At 71.0% G+C, this 19,836-nt stretch carries 16 protein-coding genes; 6 read left to right on the plus strand and 10 right to left on the minus strand.

Features of this window, described 5'->3' with window-relative positions; all coding sequences use genetic code 11:
- The first annotated feature begins 101 nt into the window (after positions 1 to 101).
- Both ACFQO7_RS36340 and ACFQO7_RS36345 read left to right on the plus strand, forming a co-directional pair.
- A complete protein-coding gene (locus tag ACFQO7_RS36340; RefSeq protein ID WP_376810650.1) occupies positions 102 to 1,127 on the plus strand; it encodes an aspartate-semialdehyde dehydrogenase in 1,026 nt (341 codons plus the stop codon).
- A gap of 161 nt (positions 1,128 to 1,288) precedes the next feature.
- Complete coding sequence (locus ACFQO7_RS36345) at positions 1,289 to 1,690, plus strand: hypothetical protein (protein ID WP_376810651.1); 402 nt, start codon at positions 1,289 to 1,291, stop codon at positions 1,688 to 1,690.
- 81 nt (positions 1,691 to 1,771) lie between these two features.
- On the opposite strand, the gene ACFQO7_RS36350 is transcribed toward ACFQO7_RS36345, so the two are convergent.
- The 7 genes from ACFQO7_RS36350 to ACFQO7_RS36380 all read right to left on the minus strand — a co-directional run bounded on the left by ACFQO7_RS36350 (position 1,772) and on the right by ACFQO7_RS36380 (position 8,765).
- The gene (locus ACFQO7_RS36350; protein ID WP_376810652.1) at positions 1,772 to 2,230 is read right to left on the minus strand and encodes an HAD domain-containing protein; all 459 of its coding nucleotides are present in this window, start codon (positions 2,228 to 2,230) and stop codon (positions 1,772 to 1,774) included.
- Entirely contained in the window at positions 2,227 to 2,715 is a 489-nt protein-coding gene (locus ACFQO7_RS36355; RefSeq protein ID WP_376810653.1) for a GNAT family N-acetyltransferase, read from the minus strand. The genes ACFQO7_RS36350 and ACFQO7_RS36355 overlap by 4 nt, the downstream gene beginning before the upstream one ends.
- Before the next feature lie 161 nt (positions 2,716 to 2,876).
- A complete protein-coding gene (locus ACFQO7_RS36360; protein WP_376810654.1) occupies positions 2,877 to 3,923 on the minus strand; it encodes an ABC transporter ATP-binding protein in 1,047 nt (348 codons plus the stop codon).
- A gap of 22 nt (positions 3,924 to 3,945) precedes the next feature.
- Positions 3,946 to 4,995, minus strand: coding sequence for an ABC transporter ATP-binding protein (locus ACFQO7_RS36365; protein ID WP_376810655.1), 1,050 nt, complete (start codon positions 4,993 to 4,995; stop codon positions 3,946 to 3,948).
- Entirely contained in the window at positions 4,992 to 5,876 is an 885-nt protein-coding gene (locus ACFQO7_RS36370) for an ABC transporter permease (RefSeq protein ID WP_376810656.1), read from the minus strand. Before ACFQO7_RS36370 ends, ACFQO7_RS36365 begins: the two co-directional genes overlap by 4 nt.
- Positions 5,873 to 6,874, minus strand: coding sequence for an ABC transporter permease (locus ACFQO7_RS36375; RefSeq protein ID WP_376810657.1), 1,002 nt, complete (start codon positions 6,872 to 6,874; stop codon positions 5,873 to 5,875). The genes ACFQO7_RS36370 and ACFQO7_RS36375 overlap by 4 nt, the downstream gene beginning before the upstream one ends.
- 7 nt (positions 6,875 to 6,881) lie before the next feature.
- Positions 6,882 to 8,765: an ABC transporter substrate-binding protein gene (locus ACFQO7_RS36380; RefSeq protein ID WP_376810658.1), complete on the minus strand. Its 1,884-nt coding sequence runs from the start codon at positions 8,763 to 8,765 to the stop codon at positions 6,882 to 6,884.
- A 48-nt stretch (positions 8,766 to 8,813) separates the two neighbouring features.
- Between ACFQO7_RS36380 and ACFQO7_RS36385 the strand changes: the two genes are divergently transcribed.
- A complete protein-coding gene (locus ACFQO7_RS36385) occupies positions 8,814 to 10,862 on the plus strand; it encodes a S9 family peptidase (RefSeq protein ID WP_376810659.1) in 2,049 nt (682 codons plus the stop codon).
- Positions 10,863 to 11,010: 148 nt separating this feature from the next.
- Here the strand turns inward: ACFQO7_RS36385 and ACFQO7_RS36390 are convergent, their stop codons facing one another.
- Positions 11,011 to 12,015 (minus strand): hydroxyacid dehydrogenase, encoded by a 1,005-nt coding sequence (locus tag ACFQO7_RS36390; protein ID WP_376810660.1) that lies wholly within the window; start codon positions 12,013 to 12,015, stop codon positions 11,011 to 11,013.
- Positions 12,016 to 12,289: 274 nt separating this feature from the next.
- Between ACFQO7_RS36390 and ACFQO7_RS36395 the strand changes: the two genes are divergently transcribed.
- From ACFQO7_RS36395 to ACFQO7_RS36405, 3 genes are all read left to right on the plus strand, one after another.
- Positions 12,290 to 13,591 carry an ABC transporter substrate-binding protein gene (locus tag ACFQO7_RS36395; RefSeq protein ID WP_376810661.1) on the plus strand — a complete coding sequence of 434 codons (1,302 nt, stop codon included), beginning with the start codon at positions 12,290 to 12,292 and terminating at the stop codon, positions 13,589 to 13,591.
- 78 nt (positions 13,592 to 13,669) lie between these two features.
- The gene (locus tag ACFQO7_RS36400; protein ID WP_376810662.1) at positions 13,670 to 14,575 is read left to right on the plus strand and encodes a carbohydrate ABC transporter permease; all 906 of its coding nucleotides are present in this window, start codon (positions 13,670 to 13,672) and stop codon (positions 14,573 to 14,575) included.
- Positions 14,572 to 15,492 (plus strand): carbohydrate ABC transporter permease, encoded by a 921-nt coding sequence (locus ACFQO7_RS36405; RefSeq protein ID WP_376810663.1) that lies wholly within the window; start codon positions 14,572 to 14,574, stop codon positions 15,490 to 15,492. The genes ACFQO7_RS36400 and ACFQO7_RS36405 overlap by 4 nt, the downstream gene beginning before the upstream one ends.
- Before the next feature lie 71 nt (positions 15,493 to 15,563).
- On the opposite strand, the gene ACFQO7_RS36410 is transcribed toward ACFQO7_RS36405, so the two are convergent.
- Entirely contained in the window at positions 15,564 to 16,598 is a 1,035-nt protein-coding gene (locus ACFQO7_RS36410) for a LacI family DNA-binding transcriptional regulator (RefSeq protein WP_376810664.1), read from the minus strand.
- Between the two features lie 91 nt (positions 16,599 to 16,689).
- A complete protein-coding gene (locus tag ACFQO7_RS36415) occupies positions 16,690 to 19,572 on the minus strand; it encodes a polysaccharide lyase family 8 super-sandwich domain-containing protein (protein WP_376810665.1) in 2,883 nt (960 codons plus the stop codon).
- Between the last annotated feature and the right edge of the window lie 264 nt (positions 19,573 to 19,836).

Here is a 19,836-nt window from a genome sequence, read left to right on the forward strand (position 1 = left end):
GGCGCGAATCAGGGCCTGACGTGCCGCTCGTCACGGACCGACACAGCCCGGATGACGGGACGGCGGCCCTGGTAGATCAACGCTTTGAGTAACCTGTGCGTATGAGAATCGGCATTGTCGGAGCCACGGGCCAGGTCGGCGGCGTCATGCGCCGGGTGCTCGCGGAGCGCAAGTTCCCCGTCGACGAGCTGCGGCTGTTCGCCTCGTCCCGGTCCGCCGGGCGCACCCTGCCCTGGGGTGACGGGGAGGTCACCGTCGAGGACGCGGCCACGGCCGACTACACGGGGCTCGACATCGTGCTGTTCTCCGCCGGCAAGACGACCTCGCTGGCGCTCGCGCCGAAGGTCGCCGCGGCCGGCGCCGTCGTCATCGACAACTCGTCCGGCTGGCGGCTGGACCCGGACGTGCCGCTGGTCGTCGCCGAGGTCAACCCGCAGGCGGCGAAGCTGCGCCCCAAGGGCATCATCGCCAACCCGAACTGCACCACCATGGCCGCGATGCCCGTGCTGCGCCCGCTGCACGACGAGGCGACGCTGACCGGGCTGATCGCCAGCACCTACCAGGCCGTCTCCGGCACCGGCCTGACCGGCGTCGACGAGCTGCACGAGCAGGCCACTGCCGTGGTCGCCGACGCCCGCGCGCTCGCCCACGACGGCCGCGGCGTCGACTACCCGGAGCCGAAGGTGTACGCGCACCCGATCGCGTTCAACGTGCTCCCGCTCGCCGGCTCGGTCGTCGCCGACGGCTCGAACGAGACCGACGAGGAGCAGAAGCTCCGCAACGAGACCCGCAAGATCCTCGACATCCCGGGCCTGCCGGTCTCCGGCACCTGCGTCCGGGTGCCGGTCTTCACCGGGCACTCGCTGCAGCTCAACGCGCGCTTCGCCAACCCGATCAGCCCCGAGCGCGCCCGCGAGCTGCTCGCGCACGCCCCCGGCGTGATCCTGGCCGAGGTGCCCACCCCGCTGCAGGCCGCCGGCCAGGACCCGACGTACGTCGGGCGCATCCGCCGTGACGAGACGGCCCCGAACGGCCTGGCCCTGTTCTGCTCCAGCGACAACCTGCGCAAGGGCGCCGCCCTCAACGCCGTCCAGATCGCCGAACTGGTACTCGCCGAACTCGCCTGACCGCCACCGCCCAGAATTAAGGAAGGGCACCTTCTTAACGCTCCGCGTTGCAGAAGGTGCCCTTCTTAACGCGCGCCGCGCGATCGGGCAGGTCGTGTGGATGCTGTGAAGACGTCGTGTGAGAAAGGGCCGCACGGCCGTCGGGTTGGTGCAATGAAGAGGTGACCCCCAACCCCTACCGGGCTCCGCTGCTCGCCGCCCGGCCGCCCGCCGCCCCGGCCGTCGAGAACCGCGCCGACGCCTTCGAGCCGCCCACCGCCGAGCGCGGCCCGCACCGCGTACGGCGGGTGCGCTCCGGTATAGGGACCGCGCTGGCCGGTCACGGCCTGGCCGTGATCCTGCCGATGCTCCCGGCGATGCTGACCGACGACCCGGGCCCGGTCTTCGCCGTCTGCGGCGTAGTCGCCCAGCTGCTGCTCGCCGCCTTCGTCGTCGTTCTTGGCATCGCCCGGACCGTACGCCGCGACGGGGCAGGCGCCGTCGGACTCGTCATCGGCTGGATGGCCGGAGTCCCGTTCGCCGCGCTCGCCGGGCTCTTCATCCTCGCCGAACTCGCCACCTGACCGGGCCGGCGGCTCAGCCCGCGGCCCGGCTCAGGCCTGTCGCGGCCTGCCTGGCCATGAGCCACTGGCGACGTCGGCGCGTCACGGCCGCAGCGCCTGGTCGATGTGCTCGTCGGTCAGACCCGCGACGGGATCGACGTGGATCAGGCGGGTCGGCGCGTCCCTGCGCTCGGCCCACTCGTGGGCGGCCGCGCTGTGCAGGTCGTCGAACCACACCACGGGCCGGTCGGCGACCCAGGGCGCTATCCCGAGCAGCTTGTCCTGCCCGCTGCCGGGCGGACCCGCGCACGGGATCACCGGCAGCCGCGGCAGCCCCAGCAGCGGCGCGAGCAGCCGGTTCGCCTCGTCCTCCCAGTACGTGGCCCAGACCAGGGTGTACCGCCCCGCCAGCCGCAGCAGCATCGCCCCGTGCTCGGCCCGGACCCGGACCAGCTCCCCGGGAAACAGCTCGTGCTCGGTGTACCCGGCCGGGCAGGCGGCCGAACCGTGCGGGTTGAGCACCCCGTCGACGTCGATCAGCGCCAGCGCCTCCCGGCTCACAGCGCCCTGCTCATCACCAGCCGCGGCCCCAGCGCGTCCAGGCCCAGCTCGGCCTCGTGCAGGCGCAGCTCACGCATCTGCGGGCCGGGCTCGGCGACCGGGCGGAAGCCGCGACCGGCGTAGAACGGGCCGTTCCAGGGGATCTCCGCGTACGTGGTCAGGGTCAGCTCGCGATGGCCCCCGGCCACCGCCCACGCGCACGCCGCCGCCAGCAGCGCGGTGCCGACACCCTGCCCGCTGTGGTCCGGATGCACGGACAACTGCTCCAGGTATGCCGTCCCGTCGACCAGCCCGAGCCGGGCGAAGCCCACCGGCGGATCGCCCACTACCAGCACGCGGTCCGCGTCGGCGTAGGACGCGGCGGGCGCGGCCGGCGGCAGCGGGCCGAACCCGATCGGCTCGAACACGCGGTCGGCCGCCGACTCCAGCGCCTCCAGCAGCGGCCAGTCACCCTCGGTCGCGACCCGCACCCGATACCCGCCCACTGGCCCCTCCGACGTCACCGAAAGGCCGACGATAAGCCGCCGGCAGCGGCCACGTCCCGCGATTTCCGACCACGAGGGACCGAGCGCTGCCGGATCTAGATGATTTGTTGCTGCCCCAGCAGCAACAAATCATCTAGATCCGGGTCTGCTCGATCACCGCGTCAGGCGGAGTGGAGGCCGGTCGGGGAGCCGCCGGCGGCGCCGGCGATGCCGTCGCCGATGTGGCCGGACAGCAGGCAGGCGGCGGCGTGCGGGCCGTGCAGCGGCAGCACCGGCAGCGCGTCGCCGACGCAGCGGTCGGCGATGCCCGCCCGCTGCGCGAGGCCGCTCGCCAGCGCCGGGCAGCGTGGGTGGAAGCGGCAACCGTCCGGGATCCGCGACGGGTCCGGCGACTCGCCGGACAGGATCACGGGGGTACGCCCCGAAGCCTCCGGCAGCACCGACAGCAGCGCCGCCGTGTACGGGTGCTTCGGCGCGGCCAGCACCTGCTCGGTCCGCCCCACCTCGACGATGCGCCCGAGGTACATCACCGCGAGCCGGTCGGCGATGTTCCAGGCCAGGCCGAGGTCGTGCGTGACGACCAGCACCGACAGGCCGAGCTCGGCACGCAGCGACAGCAGCAGCGCGAGGATCTCGCCGCGCACCGACGCGTCCAGGGACGCCACCGGCTCGTCGGCGATGATCAGCTCGGGTTCCAGCACCAGCGCACCCGCGATGACGACGCGCTGGCGCTGCCCGCCGGACAGCTCGTGCGGATACCGCCCGAAGAAGCGCTCCGCGGGCCGCAGCCCGGCCTGCGCCAGCGCCTTGGCGACCAGCGCGCGCTCGTCGCCGGGCACCTTGTGGATGCGCAGACCCTCGGCGACGGCCTCGTACACGGTGCGGCGCGGGTTGAGCGCGCCCGTCGGATCCTGCAGCACCAGCTGCACCCTGCGCCGCAGCGCCTTGAGCCCCTTGCCGCTGTAGTCCAGCGGCCTGCCGTGGTGCAGCACCTCACCCAGGTACGGCCGCTGCAGGCCCAGCAGGGTCCGGGCCAGCGTCGTCTTGCCGCTGCCCGACTCCCCGGCCAGCGCGACGATCTGTCCCTTGTCGACGGACAGCTCGACCCCGTCCACGGCCCGCACCGGCGGGATCCCCTTGCCCCGCCCCCCGAACCCGACATGCAGGTTCCGCGCCTCCAGCACCGGATGCACCGAGATACCGCTCATGCCCATTCCCCGCTTCGCTCGATCATGCCGCTGCCCCCACGTGTACACAGGCGGCGCTGCGCTCGGCGTCGACCGTGCGCAGCGCGATGTCGTGCCGGACGCATTCGGGCAGCGCGACCGGGCAGCGGGGCGCGAAGGCGCAGCCCTCGCCCAGCTCGCGCGGGTCCGGCGGGTCGCCGGGCAGGCCCCGGGGCGCCCGGCGCGAGGCCATGTCCCCGATCACCGGGAACGCCGCGGCCAGCGCCTGGGCGTACGGGTGGGCGGCGTCGGCGAACAACCGGTGCCCCGGCCCCTGCTCGACGATCCGGCCCGCGTACATCACGGCGACGCGGTCGCAGGTGGACGCGAGCACCGACAGGTCGTGGCTGATCAGGATCAGGCCGACGCCCCGCTCCTGGACCAGTTGCCGGAGCAGGGTCAGCACCTGGGCCTGCACCATCACGTCGAGCGCGGTGGTCGGCTCGTCGGCGATGATGAGCTGGGGTGAGCAGGCCAGCGCCATGGCGATCATGACGCGCTGCTTCTGCCCGCCGGACAGCTCGTGCGGGAACGACTCGGCCCGCCACGCGGGCACGCCAACCTGCTCCAGCAGCTCGCCGACCTGCTTACGGGCCGTGGCCGCCGACGACTTCGGGGCGTGCAGCAGGATCGCCTCGGCGATCTGCCGGCCGATGGCGCGCACCGGGTTGAGCGCGTGCATCGCGCCCTGGAACACGATCGACGCCTCGTTCCAGCGCACCGCGCGCAGCTGCCCCCAGCTCATCTTCAGCACATCGCTGCCGTTGAGCAGGATCTCGCCGGACACCTCGGCGTTGGCGGGCAGCAGGCGCAGCAGCGCGCTCGCCAGCGTCGACTTGCCGCAGCCCGACTCCCCCGCCAGCCCCAGCGTCTGCCCCGCCCCGAGGGTGAGGTCCACGCCCCGCACCGCGGGCAGCGGCACGCCCCGGTCGCGGTAAGACACCCGCAGGTCCCTGATCTCGAGCAGGCTTGCCGGTCCATCGCCCGTACGCGCCTGCGGGATCCGGGCTGCCGCGTCCACCCGCGACTGCGGGGCTCGCTCCTCGCCGCTCATCGTGCCTCCAGCCTCGGGTCGAGGATGCGCTCCAGCGCCCGTCCGCACATGTTGAAGGCCCGCACCACCAGCACCACCGCGACGCCGGGGCCGAGCACCCACCACCACGCCCCCTGGCTGATCACACCGCCGCTGTACGCCATGTCGAGGACGCGGCCCCAGGAGATGCGCAGCGGATCGCCGAGCCCGAGGAAGGACAGCGACGTCTCCGCGATGATCGCGATCGACACGGTCAGCGTGGTGTTGGCCAGCACCAGCGGCATGACGTTGGGCAGCACGTGCCGGGTCATCTGGTGCCAGTGCCCGGCGCCGAGCGCCCGCGCCCGCTCCAGGTAGGGTCGCGCCGCCACGGCCATGGTCTGCGCCCGCACCAGCCGGGCGGTGCTCGACCAGGACGTCACGCCGATCACGATGATCACCGCGAGCAGCTTGGGCACCTGCGGCGGGAACACCGTGGCCAGCACGATCGCCAGCGGCAGGTACGGGATCACCAGGAACCACTCGGTGAACCTGTTGAGCAGGCCGCCGCCGACGCCGGTGAAGTGCCCGGACATGACGCCGATGACGGTGCCGAGCACCATCGAGATCAGCGTGGCGGCCAGGCCGACCAGCAGGGTGATCTGGGTGCCGTGCACGACCAGGGTGAGCACGGAGCGCCCGTCGGCGTCGGTGCCCAGCAGGTACTGCCAGGACGGCGGTTCCAGGGCCCCGCCGGTCGCCTTGACCACGCTGAGCCCGTCCGGGTCGGCCAGCAGGTCCGCGAAGATCGCGACCAGGCCGAACAGGACCAGCACGATCGCGCCGGACCGGAACTCGCCGTCGCGCAGCAGCCTGCGCCACCCGCTCCGGCCGGATCGGCGTTGCACGGAACCCGCGCTCACGGCCGCCTCACTCTCGGGTCGAGCACCGGCATCAGCAGGTCGGCCAGCAGGTTCATGAAGATCACCGCAGCACTGAAGAACAGGAACAGCCCCTGCAGCAGCGGGACGTCGGGGCCGCGGGTCGCCTCGTAGGTGAGCCGACCCAGGCCGGGCCAGGAGAACACCATCTCCACCGTGATCGCGCCCGCGACGACGAAGCCGAGGCTCAGGAACAGCAGCGACACGGTCGGCAGCAGCGCGTTGGGCATCGCGTGCCGGCGCAGCACCAGGTCGTCCCGCAGGCCCTTGGCCCGCGCGGTGGTCAGGTAGTCCGCCCGGCGCTCGTCCAGGATCGAGGACCGCATGATCAGCGAGTACTCGGCGACGTAGACGACGGCGAGCACCAGGACCGGCACCACCATGTGCCGCAGCACGTCCAGCCATACCGGCAGCTCGGAGCGCGGATCGGTCATGCCGCCCGCGCCGAGCCCGAAGCGGCTGAGCACCACCAGCACGACCAGGCCGAGCAGCCACTCCGGGGTGCTGTAGAAGGTGACCGCGAGGTTGGACGACCAGCGGTCGAAGCGGCTGCCGTAGCGCCAGCCCGCCCGGGAACCCAGCCAGACGCCGATGCCGCTGGCCAGCACCAGCGCGGTGCCCGACAGCAGCACGGTCGGCCACAGCCCGCGGAGGATCAGGTCGAGCACCGGCTCCTTCTTGCTCCAGGACCAGCCGAGATCGAGGTGCGCGAGCTGCTGCAGGTACTTGCCGAACTGCACGTTCAGCGGATCGTTGATACCCAGCGTCTCGCGCAGTTGCCGGAGCGTCTCGGGGTCGGCGTTGCGCCCGCGCGGGGCGAAGGTCTTCTCGGGGTTGCCGGGCAGGATCCGGAACAGGAAGAAGTTGGCCAGCACCACGAAGACGAGCGTGGCCAGCGCCGCGGCGCAGCGCCGCAGCACCAGCGCGAGGGAGAGGGGACGGGGGCGGCGCGGCGCGCCGCCCCCGTTGGCGTTGCCCATCAGCGGCTCACTCCCGGTCGTCCGCGGTCGACCGGCGGCGCAGCACGACCACGATGACCGCGACGGCGATCAGCACGACGACGCCGACCACGATCGACACGAGCACGGCGGTCGGCAGCCCGCCGTCGTCGGTCGCGGCCTTCTCGGCCACCGGCTCGATGTTGCGGTACGAGTAGGTGCCGTACTGCAGCGCCAGGATGCCGCCGTCGCTGGGCTGGGCGACGAACCCGGTGAACCGGTCGTTGCGGTACACGTCGGCCTGGTTGTAGTAGTAGAGCATCGAGTAGGCGACGTCGTCGTACAGCTTGGCCTGCGCCTGCTTGACGACCTCGGCCCGCGCGGCCCGGTCGATGATGGTCTGCTGCTTGGCGTAGAGCGCGTCGTAGTCGGCGTCGCAGTAGTAGCTGTCCGACCAGCCGGCCGAGATCTCGCCGTCCTCCTCGGTCGAGCGCTGCCCGCAGGTCATCACCGACAGCTGGAAGTCGGGGTCCGGCTCGACGACCCAGCCCCAGTGGAACAGGTCGAACTCGCCCTTGCCGAGCACGGTGGTCAGGTTGTCCTCGCTCATCACCGAGACGGTGACGGCGATGCCGATCTCCTTCAGCCAGTCGCGGATGTACTCGGCGTCCTTCTGCGACGACTCCGACTCGCTGCGGGCGAACATCCGGAACTTCAGCGCCTTGCCGTCCTTGGCCCGGATGCCGTCGGCGCCCTTGGCGTAGCCGGCCGCGTCGAGGATCGCGTTGGCCTTGGCCAGGTCGAACGCCCGCTCGTTGGCGCCGGGGTTCCAGTGCAGGTCGGCGTAGATCGGCGGGATGACGCCGGTGGCGGCGGTGCCGTGGTTGCGGATCACCTTGTCGACCAGCGTCTTGCGGTCGATGGCGTGGTCGATGGCGAGCCGGACCTGCTTGTCCTTCAGCGCCGGGTGGCCGTCGCCGATCGGCTTGTCGTCGGTGGTGGCCGCGCCGATGTTGTAGGCCAGCTCGCTGAAGCCGTAGTACTTGGCGTCGTTGACGGTGATGCCGTCCTTGCCGATCAGCGGTTCGAAGACGGCGGCGGGCAGGTCCTGCGCCATGTCGATCTCACCGTTCTGCACGGCCTGCGACAGCGCCTCGTCGTCGGTGAAGATGCGCAGCACCAGCTCGTCGATCTTCGCCGCGCCCAGGTAGTAGTCCTTGTTCGCGGTGAACCGGTAGAACTGCCCCTTCTTCGCCTCGACCAGGCGGAACGGCCCGGACCCGACCGGGTTGCTGTCGTTGGCGTAGTTGGCCACCGCGGTCGCGTCGATCTTCGACCAGACGTGCTCCGGCAGGATCGGCACCGCCAGGCTCAGCATGATCGGTGACGGCTGCGCCGTCTCCATGACCACGGTGTACGCGTCCGGCGCGGTGATCTTCGAGATGTTGTCGACGTAGCTGCCGTACTGGCTGTTGGCGGTCTCGTCGTCCTTGGCCCGCTGGAAGCTGTACGCCACGTCCTTGGAGGTCAGCTCGACGCCGTCGGAGAACGTGACGCCCTTGCGCAGGTGGTAGGTCCAGGTCTTGCCGTCGGCGGAGGTCTCCCAGCGCTCGGCCAGCTCCGGCGTCGGGGAGAAGTCCTTGGCGCTGTTGCCGATCAGGTAGTCGTACATCAGCCGGTACGACTCGTACGCCGCCGACACGACGCCCACGTAGGGGTTGAGCGAGTCGATGTCCTGCTTCATGCCGATGACGAAGCTGGTCTTGCTGCGTTCGGCGGCCCCGGGCGACGGCGTCCCGTCGGCCGCGGCGGGCGTGGCGAGCGCGCCGAGCGCGGCCACGGCGGCGGCCACCGCCATCGCCACCCGCGCCCGCGCACGCCGCGCTGACTGATTGGTCAACCAGGATCTGGGAGCAGGAGAGGTGCTGCTCATCGGTTTACTCCTTGGTGCCCGGGGGCGTGGCGGGTAGGGTGCCCGTTCATGCCGCACGATCTCGACAACATCGACGTCCCGCCGGTCGCCCCGAGCGAGCCGTGCGAGCGCGAGCTGCACGGCCACCGGTGGACCGACGATTACGGGTGGATGCGCGACCACTCCGACCCGCGGTTTCTCGCCTACCTGCGCGCCGAGCGCGGGTACTACGATGCCGCCGCCAGCCGGTTGGAGGGCCTCCAGACCGAGGTCTTTCACGAGGTGGAGCGACGCCTTCTTCCGACTGATAGCTCAGTCAGTTGGAGACGTGGTTCACGTTTCTACTACACCCGGACCGTCGCGGGAAGTGAGTACGAGCAGTTCTTACAAGCCGGACATGACGGGGAACCGGACCGGGTGCTGCTCGACGGAGCCCGGCTGGCCGGTCCCGACGGGTTCGCCGAGATCGGGTTGCGGGAGCCGAGCCCCGACAACACGCTCCTGGCGTACTCAGTGGATACCACCGGCGACGAGGTCTATCGATTGAAGTTCCGCCATACGGCGACGTTGACTGACCTTTCGGAGGAGCTCCCGCGTACGTACTACACGGGCGCGTGGAGCGCCGACTCGGGCACGTTCTTCTACACCGTGCACGACGAGCTGTTCCGCCCCCACCAGGTCTGGCGGCACGCCATCGGCACCCCGGCCGAGGACGACGTGCTGGTCCTGCAGGAGGACGACGCCCGCTTCGAACTCACCGTGCACGCCACCCGCGACCTGTGCTGGATCATGATCGAGGCGCGCAGCCGGGACACCGCCGAGTGGCGGCTGATCCCCGCCGACGCCCCGGTCACGGCACCCGTGCTCGTCGCGCCGCGGCGCAAGGGCGTCGACTACACCGTCGACCACGCCGACGGGCGGCTGGTCATCGTCACCGACGACGGCGCACCCGAGTTCCGGGTGATGTCCGCGCCGGTGGCGACCCCCGGCCCGGAGCACTGGACCGAGCTGCTCGCGCCACGGCCGGGCGAGCGCGTCACCGCCTGCCACGCGCTGCGCGGGCACTGGCTGGTCGAGCTGCGCCGCGACGGCTTCCCGCTGCTGCGTGCCGTGGACCGGGCGACCGGCGCGGAGATCGAGATCGGCGCGGGCATCGACGCGGGTCACGTCCGCCTGGCGACCCCGGTGGAGTACGGCGACACCGCTGTCACGGTCGTCGTCGAATCTCTGATCGAACCGCCGTCCTGGTTTACCGCCGACCTCCGCACCGGCGAGCGCGAACTGCGCAAACGCCGCGACGTGCCGGGGTACGACGCGGCGGCGTACCGCAGCGAGCGGCGGCACGCGACCGCCCCGGACGGCACCGCCGTGCCGGTGACGCTGGCCTGGCGCGCGGACACCCCGCTCGACGGCACCGCCCCCGCCCTGCTCTACGGGTACGGCGCGTACGAGTCCGTGCTGGACCCGGAGTTCGATCCGGTGCTGCCCAGCCTGCTCGACCGCGGCGTGGTCTTCGCGCTGACCCACCCGCGCGGCGGCGGTGAGAACGGCCGCGGCTGGTGGCACGACGGCCGGCTCGCCGCGAAGGCCAACACCTTCACCGACCACCTCGCCGTGGCCGACTGGCTGGCCGACGGCATCGCCGACGGGTCCCGGCTGGCCACCCGCGGGCTGTCGGCAGGCGGCCTGCTCCAGGGCGCGGTCTACACGTCTCGCCCCGGGCGCTGGGCCGCCGTCGTCGCGGAGGTGCCGTTCGTGGACGTCGTCACGACCATGCTCGACCCCGACATCCCGCTGACCGTCAACGAGTGGGACGAGTGGGGCGACCCCCGCAAGCCCGACGAGTTCGCCTGGATGTGGGCGTACTCCCCGTACAACCACCTGCCGTCCGGCCCCCGCCCGGCACTGCTGGCCACCGGCGCCCTGCACGACCCCCGGGTCATGGTCCACGAGCCCGCGAAGTGGATCGCCCGCCTACGCGCCACCGCCACCCCCGCCGACGGCCCCCTCTACCTGCGCACCGAACTCGGCTCCGGCGCCCACACCGGCCCCGCCGGCCGCTACGCCCACGCCCACTACGAGGCCGAGATAACCGCCTTCCTCCTCTCCCACCTCTAGCAAGGAAGGCCCGCCCGCCCACGCCCGCCCGCCCACCTGCCGCAACTCTTAAGGACTTGCGGCCTCTCGCCGCCCCTGAGGCCGCAAGTCTTTAAGAGTTGCGGCAGGTGGGCGGGCGGGGCGAGGCGGGGTGGGGTGGGGCGGGGGGTCAGGCCAGGACGGCGAGCTGGTCGGCGCGGACCTGGCCGGACATGGGGCGGCCGGCGACCAGGTGCTCGACTTCGGTGACGGCGTACGCGCCCAGGCGGCGGGCCTCGGTGCCCTGGACGCCCGCGAGGTGCGGGGTGATCCAGACGTTGGGCATGGCGAACAGCGGGTGCCCGGCGGGCAGCGGCTCGGGGCTGGTGACGTCGAGCAGCGCGTCGATGCGGCCCTCGGCGCAGGCGCGGGTGAGCGCCTCGGTGTCGATGAGCGCCCCGCGCGCGGTGTTGATCACGATGGCTCCGTCGGGCAGCATGGCCAGCCGCCGGTCGTCGATCATGTGGACCGTCTCCGGCAGCTCCGGCGCGTGCAGGGTGAGCACGTCGCTGCGCCGGCACAACTCGTCGAGCCCGACCGGCTCGGCGCCCAGCGCGGCGGCGTCCAGCGGGTCCAGGTACGGATCGCTGACCAGCACCCGGAACCCGGCCGCGCGCAGCCGCACGATGACGCGGCGACCGATGCGCGACGCGCCGACGACTCCGACGACCCGGCCGTCGTTGCCCGCGCGCTCGTTGACGGCGAACGTCGGCTGGCGGCCCTCGGCGTAGCGGCGGGCGAAGGCGAAGGCGCGCTTGCCCGCCAGCAGCAGCACGGCCAGCGTGAAGTCCACGACCGGCTCGGCGTTGGCGTCGGCGGCCGAGGACACCGTGATGCCGCGGGCGAAGACCTCCGGGCCGACGTGCAGCTTCACCGAACCCGCGGCGTGCACGACCGCGCGCAGCCGGGGCATAGCGTCGAGCACTGGCGCGTCGAGCGGCGGGCAGCCCCACCCGGTCAGCAGGACCTCCACCTCGGACAGCGCCTCGGCGGCGGCCGCGAAGTCATCGACCGCACCGGACCTGAGCAGGCGTAACGATCCGCCGAGCCGGGTCAGCAGATCCTCGGGGAACACCGCGCCCGCCGCCGACGGCGACATCACGAGGAGCCCGGCAGGGCGGTCCGGCTGGCTCACGGCATCTCCCATGGCGGTCTCTAGTAAACGTTTGCTGTACGGAATCAGGACCGTAGCCCGATCCGTTTGCGTGGTCAACACTGGGATTTAACGCCGTTTGCAACGAGATGGAATCGGTGACTTGACGCCGTTATAGAAAACGGTTTAGTTTCTGTCTCCGCCGGGCACGGTGATCTGAGCCACTCCCCCGGCATCCCGTCCGGGCCCCAGGGCCGGGGCTCTGAACTGCGAAAACTTTCCGCTACGATCCGATTCCCCCCGCAAAGGAGCGGTCATGAAGACCCGATCGATGAAGGCAGCCGCGGCGCTCGCCGGCGCCATGGTTTCCATGGCTCTGGTGACGACCGGATGCGGCAGCGCCGACACCCCCGCCGACAAGCCCGCCGTCACGGAGATCACCTTCTGGTCCTGGCTGCGCGCCTCGCAGGAGGTCACGGACGCGTTCAACAAGGCCCACACCGACGTGCAGGTCAAGTTCGAGCAGATCCCGGGCGGTGCCGAGGGTTACGGCAAGTTCACCAACGCGGTCAAGGCGGGCAACGCGCCGGACGTGGCCACGGTCGAGTACGCGATGCTCCCGGACATGCTGGCGCAGGGCAACCTGGCCGACATCTCGGGTGACGTCGCCGACCTGGTGAAGTCGAAGTACCCGGCCCCGATCCAGGAGCTGGTGACGCTGGGGGGCAAGACCTGGACCGTGCCGCTGGACGCGGGCGCGATGGTCATGTTCTACCGCAAGGACCTGTTCGAGCAGCACAAGATCGCCGTGCCGAAGACCTGGGACGAGTTCAAGGCCGCGGCCGAGGCCGTGAAGAAGGCCGACCCGAAGGCGCGCATCACCGACTGGAACCAGACCGACTCGGCCAACTTCGTGTCGCTGAACTGGCAGGCCGGCGCGAAGTGGTTCGGCATCGAGGGCGACTCCTGGAAGGTCACGCTGGACTCCCCCGAGTCGCAGAAGGTCGCCGGCTACTGGCAGGACCTGATCACCAAGGACCTGGTGACCAACGTCCCGGCCGAGGAAGTGCAGAAGCGCAAGGCCGCCGACCAGGTCTGGACTCAGCTCGGCGGCGCGTGGGCCGCGGGCGGCCTCAAGGCGGGCCTGCCCGACCAGGCCGGCAAGTGGGCCTCGGCCCCGCTGCCCTCGTGGGACGCGAACCCGGCCTCGGCCATGGTCGGCGGCTCCTCGTTCGGCGTGAGCAAGACCAGCAAGAAGAAGGAAGCCGCGCTCAAGTTCATCACCTGGATGACCACCACCCCGGAGGGTATCCAGGCCCGCCTGGCCAGCGGCGCCAGCTCGACGCTGCCGGCCATTCCGGAGCTGGCCGACGTGGCGGCGAAGAACTTCGACACCAAGTTCTTCGGCGGCCAGGACATCTACGCCGTGGCCAAGGCGGCCCTGCCGACCATCAAGACCGGCTGGGTGTGGGGTCCGGGCATGCGCGGCGTGTTCGACGGCATCGGCGAGCAGTTCAAGCTGGTGCAGACGGGCAAGCAGCAGCTGCCGGCGGTGTACGCGCCGGTGCAGACCAAGACGATCGAGGACCTGAAGGGCCGCGGCATCAACGCGTCCTGACGACCCACGGGGCGGGCGACGCTGTTCTTCGCGACAGCGGCGCCCGCCCCGCTCTCGCTGCTGAAAGGAGGTGCGCTCATGCCCCCCACCCGCTCCGGCCTGGCCCGCCGCCAGTACGGCGTCGCCGCCCTCTTCACCGCCCCGTTCTTCCTGCTGTTCTTCGCCTTCACGCTCGCGCCCGTCGGATACGGCGCCTGGCTGAGCCTGCACCGCGAGCAGACCTCCGGCCTCGGCCTGGGCGGCGAGCCCGAGCAGGTCTTCGTCGGCCTGGACAACTTCACCCGGGCGCTGACCGACGCCCAGTTCCTCGGCAGTTTCGTGACCGTGGGCGTCTACTGCCTGGTCTACATCCCCGTCATGATCGGCATCGCGCTGCTGCTGGCCCTGCTGCTCGACTCGGCGTACGCCCGCGCGAAGCGCCTCTTCCAGCTCGCGCTGTACCTGCCGAACATCGTGCCCGGCCTGATCGCCGCGATGATCTGGACGTACCTGTACACCCCCGGCCTGTCCCCGATCATCGACGCGCTGGAGAAGGCCGGTATCCCGTTCAACCTCGGCTCGGACGCCGGGGCCGTCGGCGCGGTGGCGAACCTGACCACCTGGATGCACACCGGCTACAACGTCATCATCTTCTTCGCCGCGCTGCAGGCCGTGCCGCGGGAGGTCATCGAGGCCTCCACCGTCGACGGGGCCGGGCAGATCCGCATCGCGTGGTCGGTGAAGGCGCCGATGATCCGCGGCGCGGTCGTGCTGGCCGTGCTGTTCACCGTCATCGGCGCGATGCAGCTGTTCACCGAGCCGTTCATCGTGCGCGACGCGGCCACCACGATCGACCAGGCGTGGACCCCGAGCCTGTACATCTACCAGCTGACCAAGGCGTACGACATGGGTGGCGCGGCCGCGGCCTCGCTGATCCTGACCGTGGTGCTGGCCGTCGCGTCGTTCCTGGTCACCCGATTCTCCAAGAAGGGGGCGGCGCTGTGAGCACCTCGCAGACCCTGACCCGGCCCGAGCCGGCGCTCTCCCCCGCCCCGGCGGCCGCGCCGCGACGCACCCGATCCGCCTCGCCGCTGCTGTCCAAGGGCGTCGTCAACGGTGTGCTGGTCGCCGCCATGCTGTGGACTGTGCTCCCGCTGACCTGGCTGGTCATCGCGGCGACGAAGGGCTACGCCGACCTCTACTCCACCGGCGGGTTCGAGTTCGCCCGCATGCGGCTGTGGGAGAACCTGGTCGAGCTGTTCACCTTCAGCGACGGGCTGTTCCTGCGCTGGCTGCTCAACAGCTTCCTGTACGCCGGGGTCGGCGCGCTGGCCAGCTCGATGATCTCGATCCTGGCCGGGTACGCCTTCGACAAGTTCCGGTTCCCGGGCAAGGAGCGCTGGTTCGGGCTGGTGCTGCTGGGCGTGCTGGTGCCCGCGGCGGTGACCACGGTGCCGCTGTACCTGATGGCCTCTGACCTGGGCCTGACCAACAGCTTCTGGGGCGTGTTCCTGCCCGGCCTGGCCAGCCCGTTCGGGGTCTACCTGGGGCGGGTGTTCAGCTCGGCGTACGTGCCGGACGAGCTGCTGGAGGCCACCCGGGTCGACGGCGCGGGCGAGCTGCGCACCTTCTGGCAGATCGCGTTCCCGCTGCTGCGCCCGGCGTTCGCGACGCTGTTCCTGTTCGGCTTCACCGGCGGCTGGAACGCGTTCTTCATGCCGCTGCTGATGTTGTCCGACCATCACCTCTACCCGGTGGGCCTGGGCCTGTTCATGTGGCGTCAGCAGATTGCCGCCGACCAGGACCTGTTCTACCCGCTGCTGATGACGGGCTCGCTGGTGGCGATCCTGCCGCTGATCGTGGCGTTCTTCAGCCTCCAGCGCTACTGGAAGGCCGGCCTGACTGCCGGGGCGGTGAAGTAGGAGCTCACGCCCCTGAAGAGTTAGGAAGGGCACCTTCTACAACGCGGAGCGTTGTGAAGGTGCCCTTCCTTTCAGATCAGGGGGCGGACGGAGTCGCGCATGGCGATGTGGGTGCCGAGCATGACGTGCTGGCGGGCGGAGCCTTCGCCGCGTTGCAGGGCTAGTTTGACGGCGGTGCGGCCGAGTTCCTCGTGTGGGAGGTGGACGCTGGTCAGGGCCGGGGTGAGTTCGGGGGCGAAGGGCGTGTCGTCGTAGCCGATGACGGAGACGTCGTCGGGCACACGCTTGCCTGCCGCGCGCAGCGCGCGCATCGCCCCCGCGGCGACGAAGTCGTTGGCGGCGAAGATCGCGGTGAACTCGACTCCGTCGGCGAGCAGGCGCTGGATCTGGCGGAAGCCGGTCTCCTGGCTCATGTCGCCGTGGGAGATCAGCGCGGGGTCGACGGGGACCCGGAACGCCTCCAGGGCGCGGCGGTAGCCGTCGAGGCGCGCGTCGAAGGTGGTGTTGCCGATCGGGCCGCCCAGCATCGCGATCCGGCGGTGGCCGGAGGAGAGCAGGTGGCTGGTGGCCGAGAAGGCCCCGCCGGCGTTGTCGTACTCGACGGTGATGGCCGGGAAGTCCGGGCCGAGCGAGGGACGGCCGCAGAGCACCAGGCGGCTGCCCGCGTCCTCCAGGCCCTTGGCGTAGCGGTACATGCGCTCGCGGTAGTCGTCGGTCATGTTCACGCCGCCGACCAGGATGACCGCGTCGGCGTGCTGCTCGCGCATCAGCTTGACGATCTCCAGCTCGCGGTCCGGGTCGCCGTGCGTGGTGCAGACCAGGCAGAGCCGGTCGGACTCGGTGGCCTGGTATTCCACGCCCGAGGCGATGAACGCGAAGAACGGGGTGACCACGTCGTACATGACCAGGGCGACGACGTTGGAGGTGGAGCCGGACAGGGCCCGCGCGTGGGCGTTGACGACGTAGTCCAGCTCCCGTACGGCGCGCTGGACCTTGGTGCGGGTGGCGTTGGCGACGGGGTAGTCGCCGGAGAGCACCCGGGACACGGTCGCCACCGACACCCCGGCCATCGCCGCGACGTCGCGAATGGTGGGCCGCTTGTTCATGGGAACCCCAGAAGGATGAGGACGAGCAGGGGAAACGATTCTAGAAAGCGTTTACCCTACGCGTCCTCATCCCGTCTGTCCACGTCGGCCGTCAGCCGGTGACCACCTGCAGGAAGGCGGGCCGGACGGCGTTGCCGCGGCTGTTGAGCACGGTCGCCCGACCGGTGGCCGCCTGCCACAGCCCGATGGTCGCGGTCCTGTCACCCGCGTACTCGGCCTGCACGAACGAGGTGACGTCGAGCGGAATCCAGTCGGCGACCTGGCACAGCGGGGACGTAGACAGCTGTGCGCCCAGCGCGGGGGCGGTGTTCCAGGTGACGCCGCTCTCCGTCCAGCCGTCGGCGGCGACGGCGTACGCGCTGATGCTGGTGTGCGTGCCGACGGAGTCGGCGGTGTAGCCGCTGACCCAGAGCACGGCCCGCTTCGGCGCGGCGGGCAGCGCGGTGAGGTCGAACTTGAGGAAGGCCTTGCGGGCATACCCGGTGCCGTCGTTCTTCACTTCGAGCGTGGTGCCGTTGTAGTTGGTGGTGGCGTAGCTCCCGTCGCGGGTGTGCGCGTCGGCGGTCGGCGACAGGGTCAGGTGCTGGCCGCCGGTGACGGCGCTGCCGGTGCCGAGGGTGATGGTCCGGGAGCCGCCGAGTGCGCCGCCGACCTCGACGACCAGCTTGATCGGGTTGAGGCCGGTGACGGTGATGCGCCCGTCGCCGGAGGCGGTGCTGTAGCCGCTGCGGGCGATGGTGACGGTGATCGTGGTGGCGGCCCGGGTCGGGTCGGCGACGCTGACCTTGAGCTGGCCGCCGGACTCGCGCATCAGCACCGAGCAGGGTGCGCTGACCGTGATCGGCCCGGCCGTGCCCGCGGCGAAGAAGTTCGCGGCCGTCACGCCGGTGGCGGTGTCGCTGATCGCCTGCACGGCGGCCGTGTTGGCGAGCACGGTCACGGTCGGCGCGGCGGCGCGGTTCGCGGTCGTCGTGGTGTCCGCGCCCGGCAGCAGGTGGTAGGCGTACGAGGCGGCCGTGGGGTTGACGCCGTGGTCGACGTACAGGGTGAGGTATTTGCGGGTCAGCACCTCGGTGGTGCCGCCGGTGTTGATCTGCGACCAGCTGCCCGAGCGCGACTCCCGCAGCGCCTTGACCGTCGCGCCGCCGGGGAACACGATCCCGGCGAAGGAGTTGTGCGCCCAGTTCACGCCGGTGAAGGTGGCCGAACCGGGCGAGCCGAGCTGCGCGGTCCCGTTGATGTGCAGCTGCTGGCTGCCGGTGCCGCCGCCGAGGTTGCGGTTGTCCACGATCGTCTCGACCGCGACGCCGTCGGTGCTGCCGATGCCCGCGCCGAGGCAGACGATGCCGTCGTCGAGGCAGAACCAGGACTTCTTGGCCTGCAGTGTGGACTCCAGGCCGCGGGTGTCCTGACCGAGCGCGGCGAAGGTGCCGTCGGTGGCGCCGCCGACCCAGCTCGTGCCGGGATCGGGCGCACCCCACGTGCCGCCCGCGCCGTCGGCGAGGGCCTTCTTCGACACCGTCGTGCCGGGCATCCGGTACGGGTCCACGGTCGGCCAGAACGCGTCCGAGTACTGCCCGTTGCCCCAGGTCGAGCCCCAGTACGACAGCATGCCGTTGTTGGTGTGCCAGCCCTTGAGGTGCTCGCCGTTGCCGGTCTCGTAGTAGGTGGTGCGCTGGGAGCACATGGCGATGGACGCGGCCCAGCCCGCGCGGCGGTGCACGGCCTGGTCCTGGGCGGCGAGCAGGCGGTGGTTCACCGGCTCGGCCACCGCGGTGACCGACGCGCTGTCGCGGATCGCCAGGCACGCGGCCAGCGTGGGCACGCCCAGGTTCTGGTCGTCGGCGAGGTTGCCCCAGTACTCGCGCTGGATCCAGCCCTTCACCATGCCCCGCCACAGCGCGGCCTCGGCCGGGGACGCGGCGTCGGCCATGCGCACGAAGCTCGCGACTAGGCCGTGGCCGCGTACGTGGTCGTCGCCCTGGATGCCGAGCGGATCCTGCACGGACAGGCCGCGGCTGACACCTCGCCCGCTGACGCAGTCCATGACCAGCCCGTTGTAGATGAACGGGGCCCACGAGCGGGTCATCGCGTCGAAGGCGATCTGCCGGTTCGGGTCGCTCACCGCCCAGGTCGAGCCGGCCAGCAGCCCGAACAGTCCGGCCAGCCCGGACAGCAGCGCCGCGCCGTAGGTGCCCTGGTACGGCACCACGCCGTGCTGGATGAAGGAGCCGTCCTCGTAGTAGCCGTCGCCGGTGCGCGCGTACGTGAAGATCGGGGACAGGCCGTCCCGGCCGGCGATGATCTTCGTGGCGTTCTTGCCGACGATGCCGCGCCGCACGATCACGACGCACACGTCGGAGCGGTTCGCGCCGGTGCTCGCCCCGCCGTTGAGCAGCGGCGCGACCGAGGGAGTGAAGGTGTCTACGGCGGCCAGCCAGTCGGCGATCCGGGTGGCGGTCAGGTGGTCGTAGACCAGCGCCATGATGTCGAGCAGCGTCTGCGGGGTGCCGATGTTCCAGTCCCACCAGTTGCCGAACCAGCTGGTCGAGGGCTTGTAGACCTTGGTGTGCAGGTAGTCGAGCCCGGTGATGATCTCGCCGAGCAGGGCGGCGTCGCCGGTGAGCCCGGTGCCGGGCTGGGCCCAGGCCAGCGCCATGGCACGCAGGCGCGAGTAGCTGTTGGTGACCGACGACGAGACGTCGAGCGGCAGGTCCGGCCACAGTGCCGCGCCGCCCGGGGTCATCGCGGCCCGGCGCTGCGCGGCGACCTCGCCGATCGTGGCCAGGCGCGAGGCGTAGGGCTCGACGGCCGGGTTGAACCCCGTGCCGGTGATGCTGTCGCGATACCGCAGCCGCAGGATGTCGAACTCGTCGGCGGCGTACGCCGGGCCGGCCGGGAGCAGGGGCAGGGTCAGCGCGCCGAGTGCGGAGGCGCTGCCGGCCTGGAGCAGGTGACGGCGGGACAGAAGCATGGGCCATCCTCTTTACGTCAGTACTACAGCGGACTTACGTAACCGTTTCCCCGATTGATGACGCAGAAGATAGGGCATGCACTCTCAGCCACACAAGAGAAGCGGGAAAACGTTATCCATCACTGCCCGGCAGACCGGCGCTGACCGTTGCCCGACAGCGACGACCTGTCCGTTGTGGATCTTGACTACTGTTAAGAAGCTGTACTACGGTCATAAGGTTGTTCCAGAAAGCGTTTTCTAAGCTGAGACCGCGCCGCCGTCCGG

The organism is Catellatospora aurea, from assembly GCF_042663325.1.
GTDB classification, from domain to species: domain Bacteria; phylum Actinomycetota; class Actinomycetes; order Mycobacteriales; family Micromonosporaceae; genus Catellatospora; species Catellatospora aurea.

Excerpts from the sequence above, each read along its gene's own strand:
- ACFQO7_RS36395 (WP_376810661.1), top strand. The coding sequence starts at position 12,290 with ATGAAGACCCGATCGATGAAGGCAGCCGCGGCGCTCGCCGGCGCCATG.
- ACFQO7_RS36360 (WP_376810654.1), bottom strand. The coding sequence starts at position 3,923 with ATGAGCGGTATCTCGGTGCATCCGGTGCTGGAGGCGCGGAACCTGCAT.
- ACFQO7_RS36340 (WP_376810650.1), top strand. The coding sequence starts at position 102 with ATGAGAATCGGCATTGTCGGAGCCACGGGCCAGGTCGGCGGCGTCATG.
- ACFQO7_RS36385 (WP_376810659.1), top strand. The coding sequence starts at position 8,814 with ATGCCGCACGATCTCGACAACATCGACGTCCCGCCGGTCGCCCCGAGC.
- ACFQO7_RS36415 (WP_376810665.1), bottom strand. The coding sequence starts at position 19,572 with ATGCTTCTGTCCCGCCGTCACCTGCTCCAGGCCGGCAGCGCCTCCGCA.
- ACFQO7_RS36400 (WP_376810662.1), top strand. The coding sequence starts at position 13,670 with ATGCCCCCCACCCGCTCCGGCCTGGCCCGCCGCCAGTACGGCGTCGCC.
- ACFQO7_RS36375 (WP_376810657.1), bottom strand. The coding sequence starts at position 6,874 with ATGGGCAACGCCAACGGGGGCGGCGCGCCGCGCCGCCCCCGTCCCCTC.
- ACFQO7_RS36380 (WP_376810658.1), bottom strand. The coding sequence starts at position 8,765 with ATGAGCAGCACCTCTCCTGCTCCCAGATCCTGGTTGACCAATCAGTCA.
- ACFQO7_RS36365 (WP_376810655.1), bottom strand. The coding sequence starts at position 4,995 with ATGAGCGGCGAGGAGCGAGCCCCGCAGTCGCGGGTGGACGCGGCAGCC.
- ACFQO7_RS36410 (WP_376810664.1), bottom strand. The coding sequence starts at position 16,598 with ATGAACAAGCGGCCCACCATTCGCGACGTCGCGGCGATGGCCGGGGTG.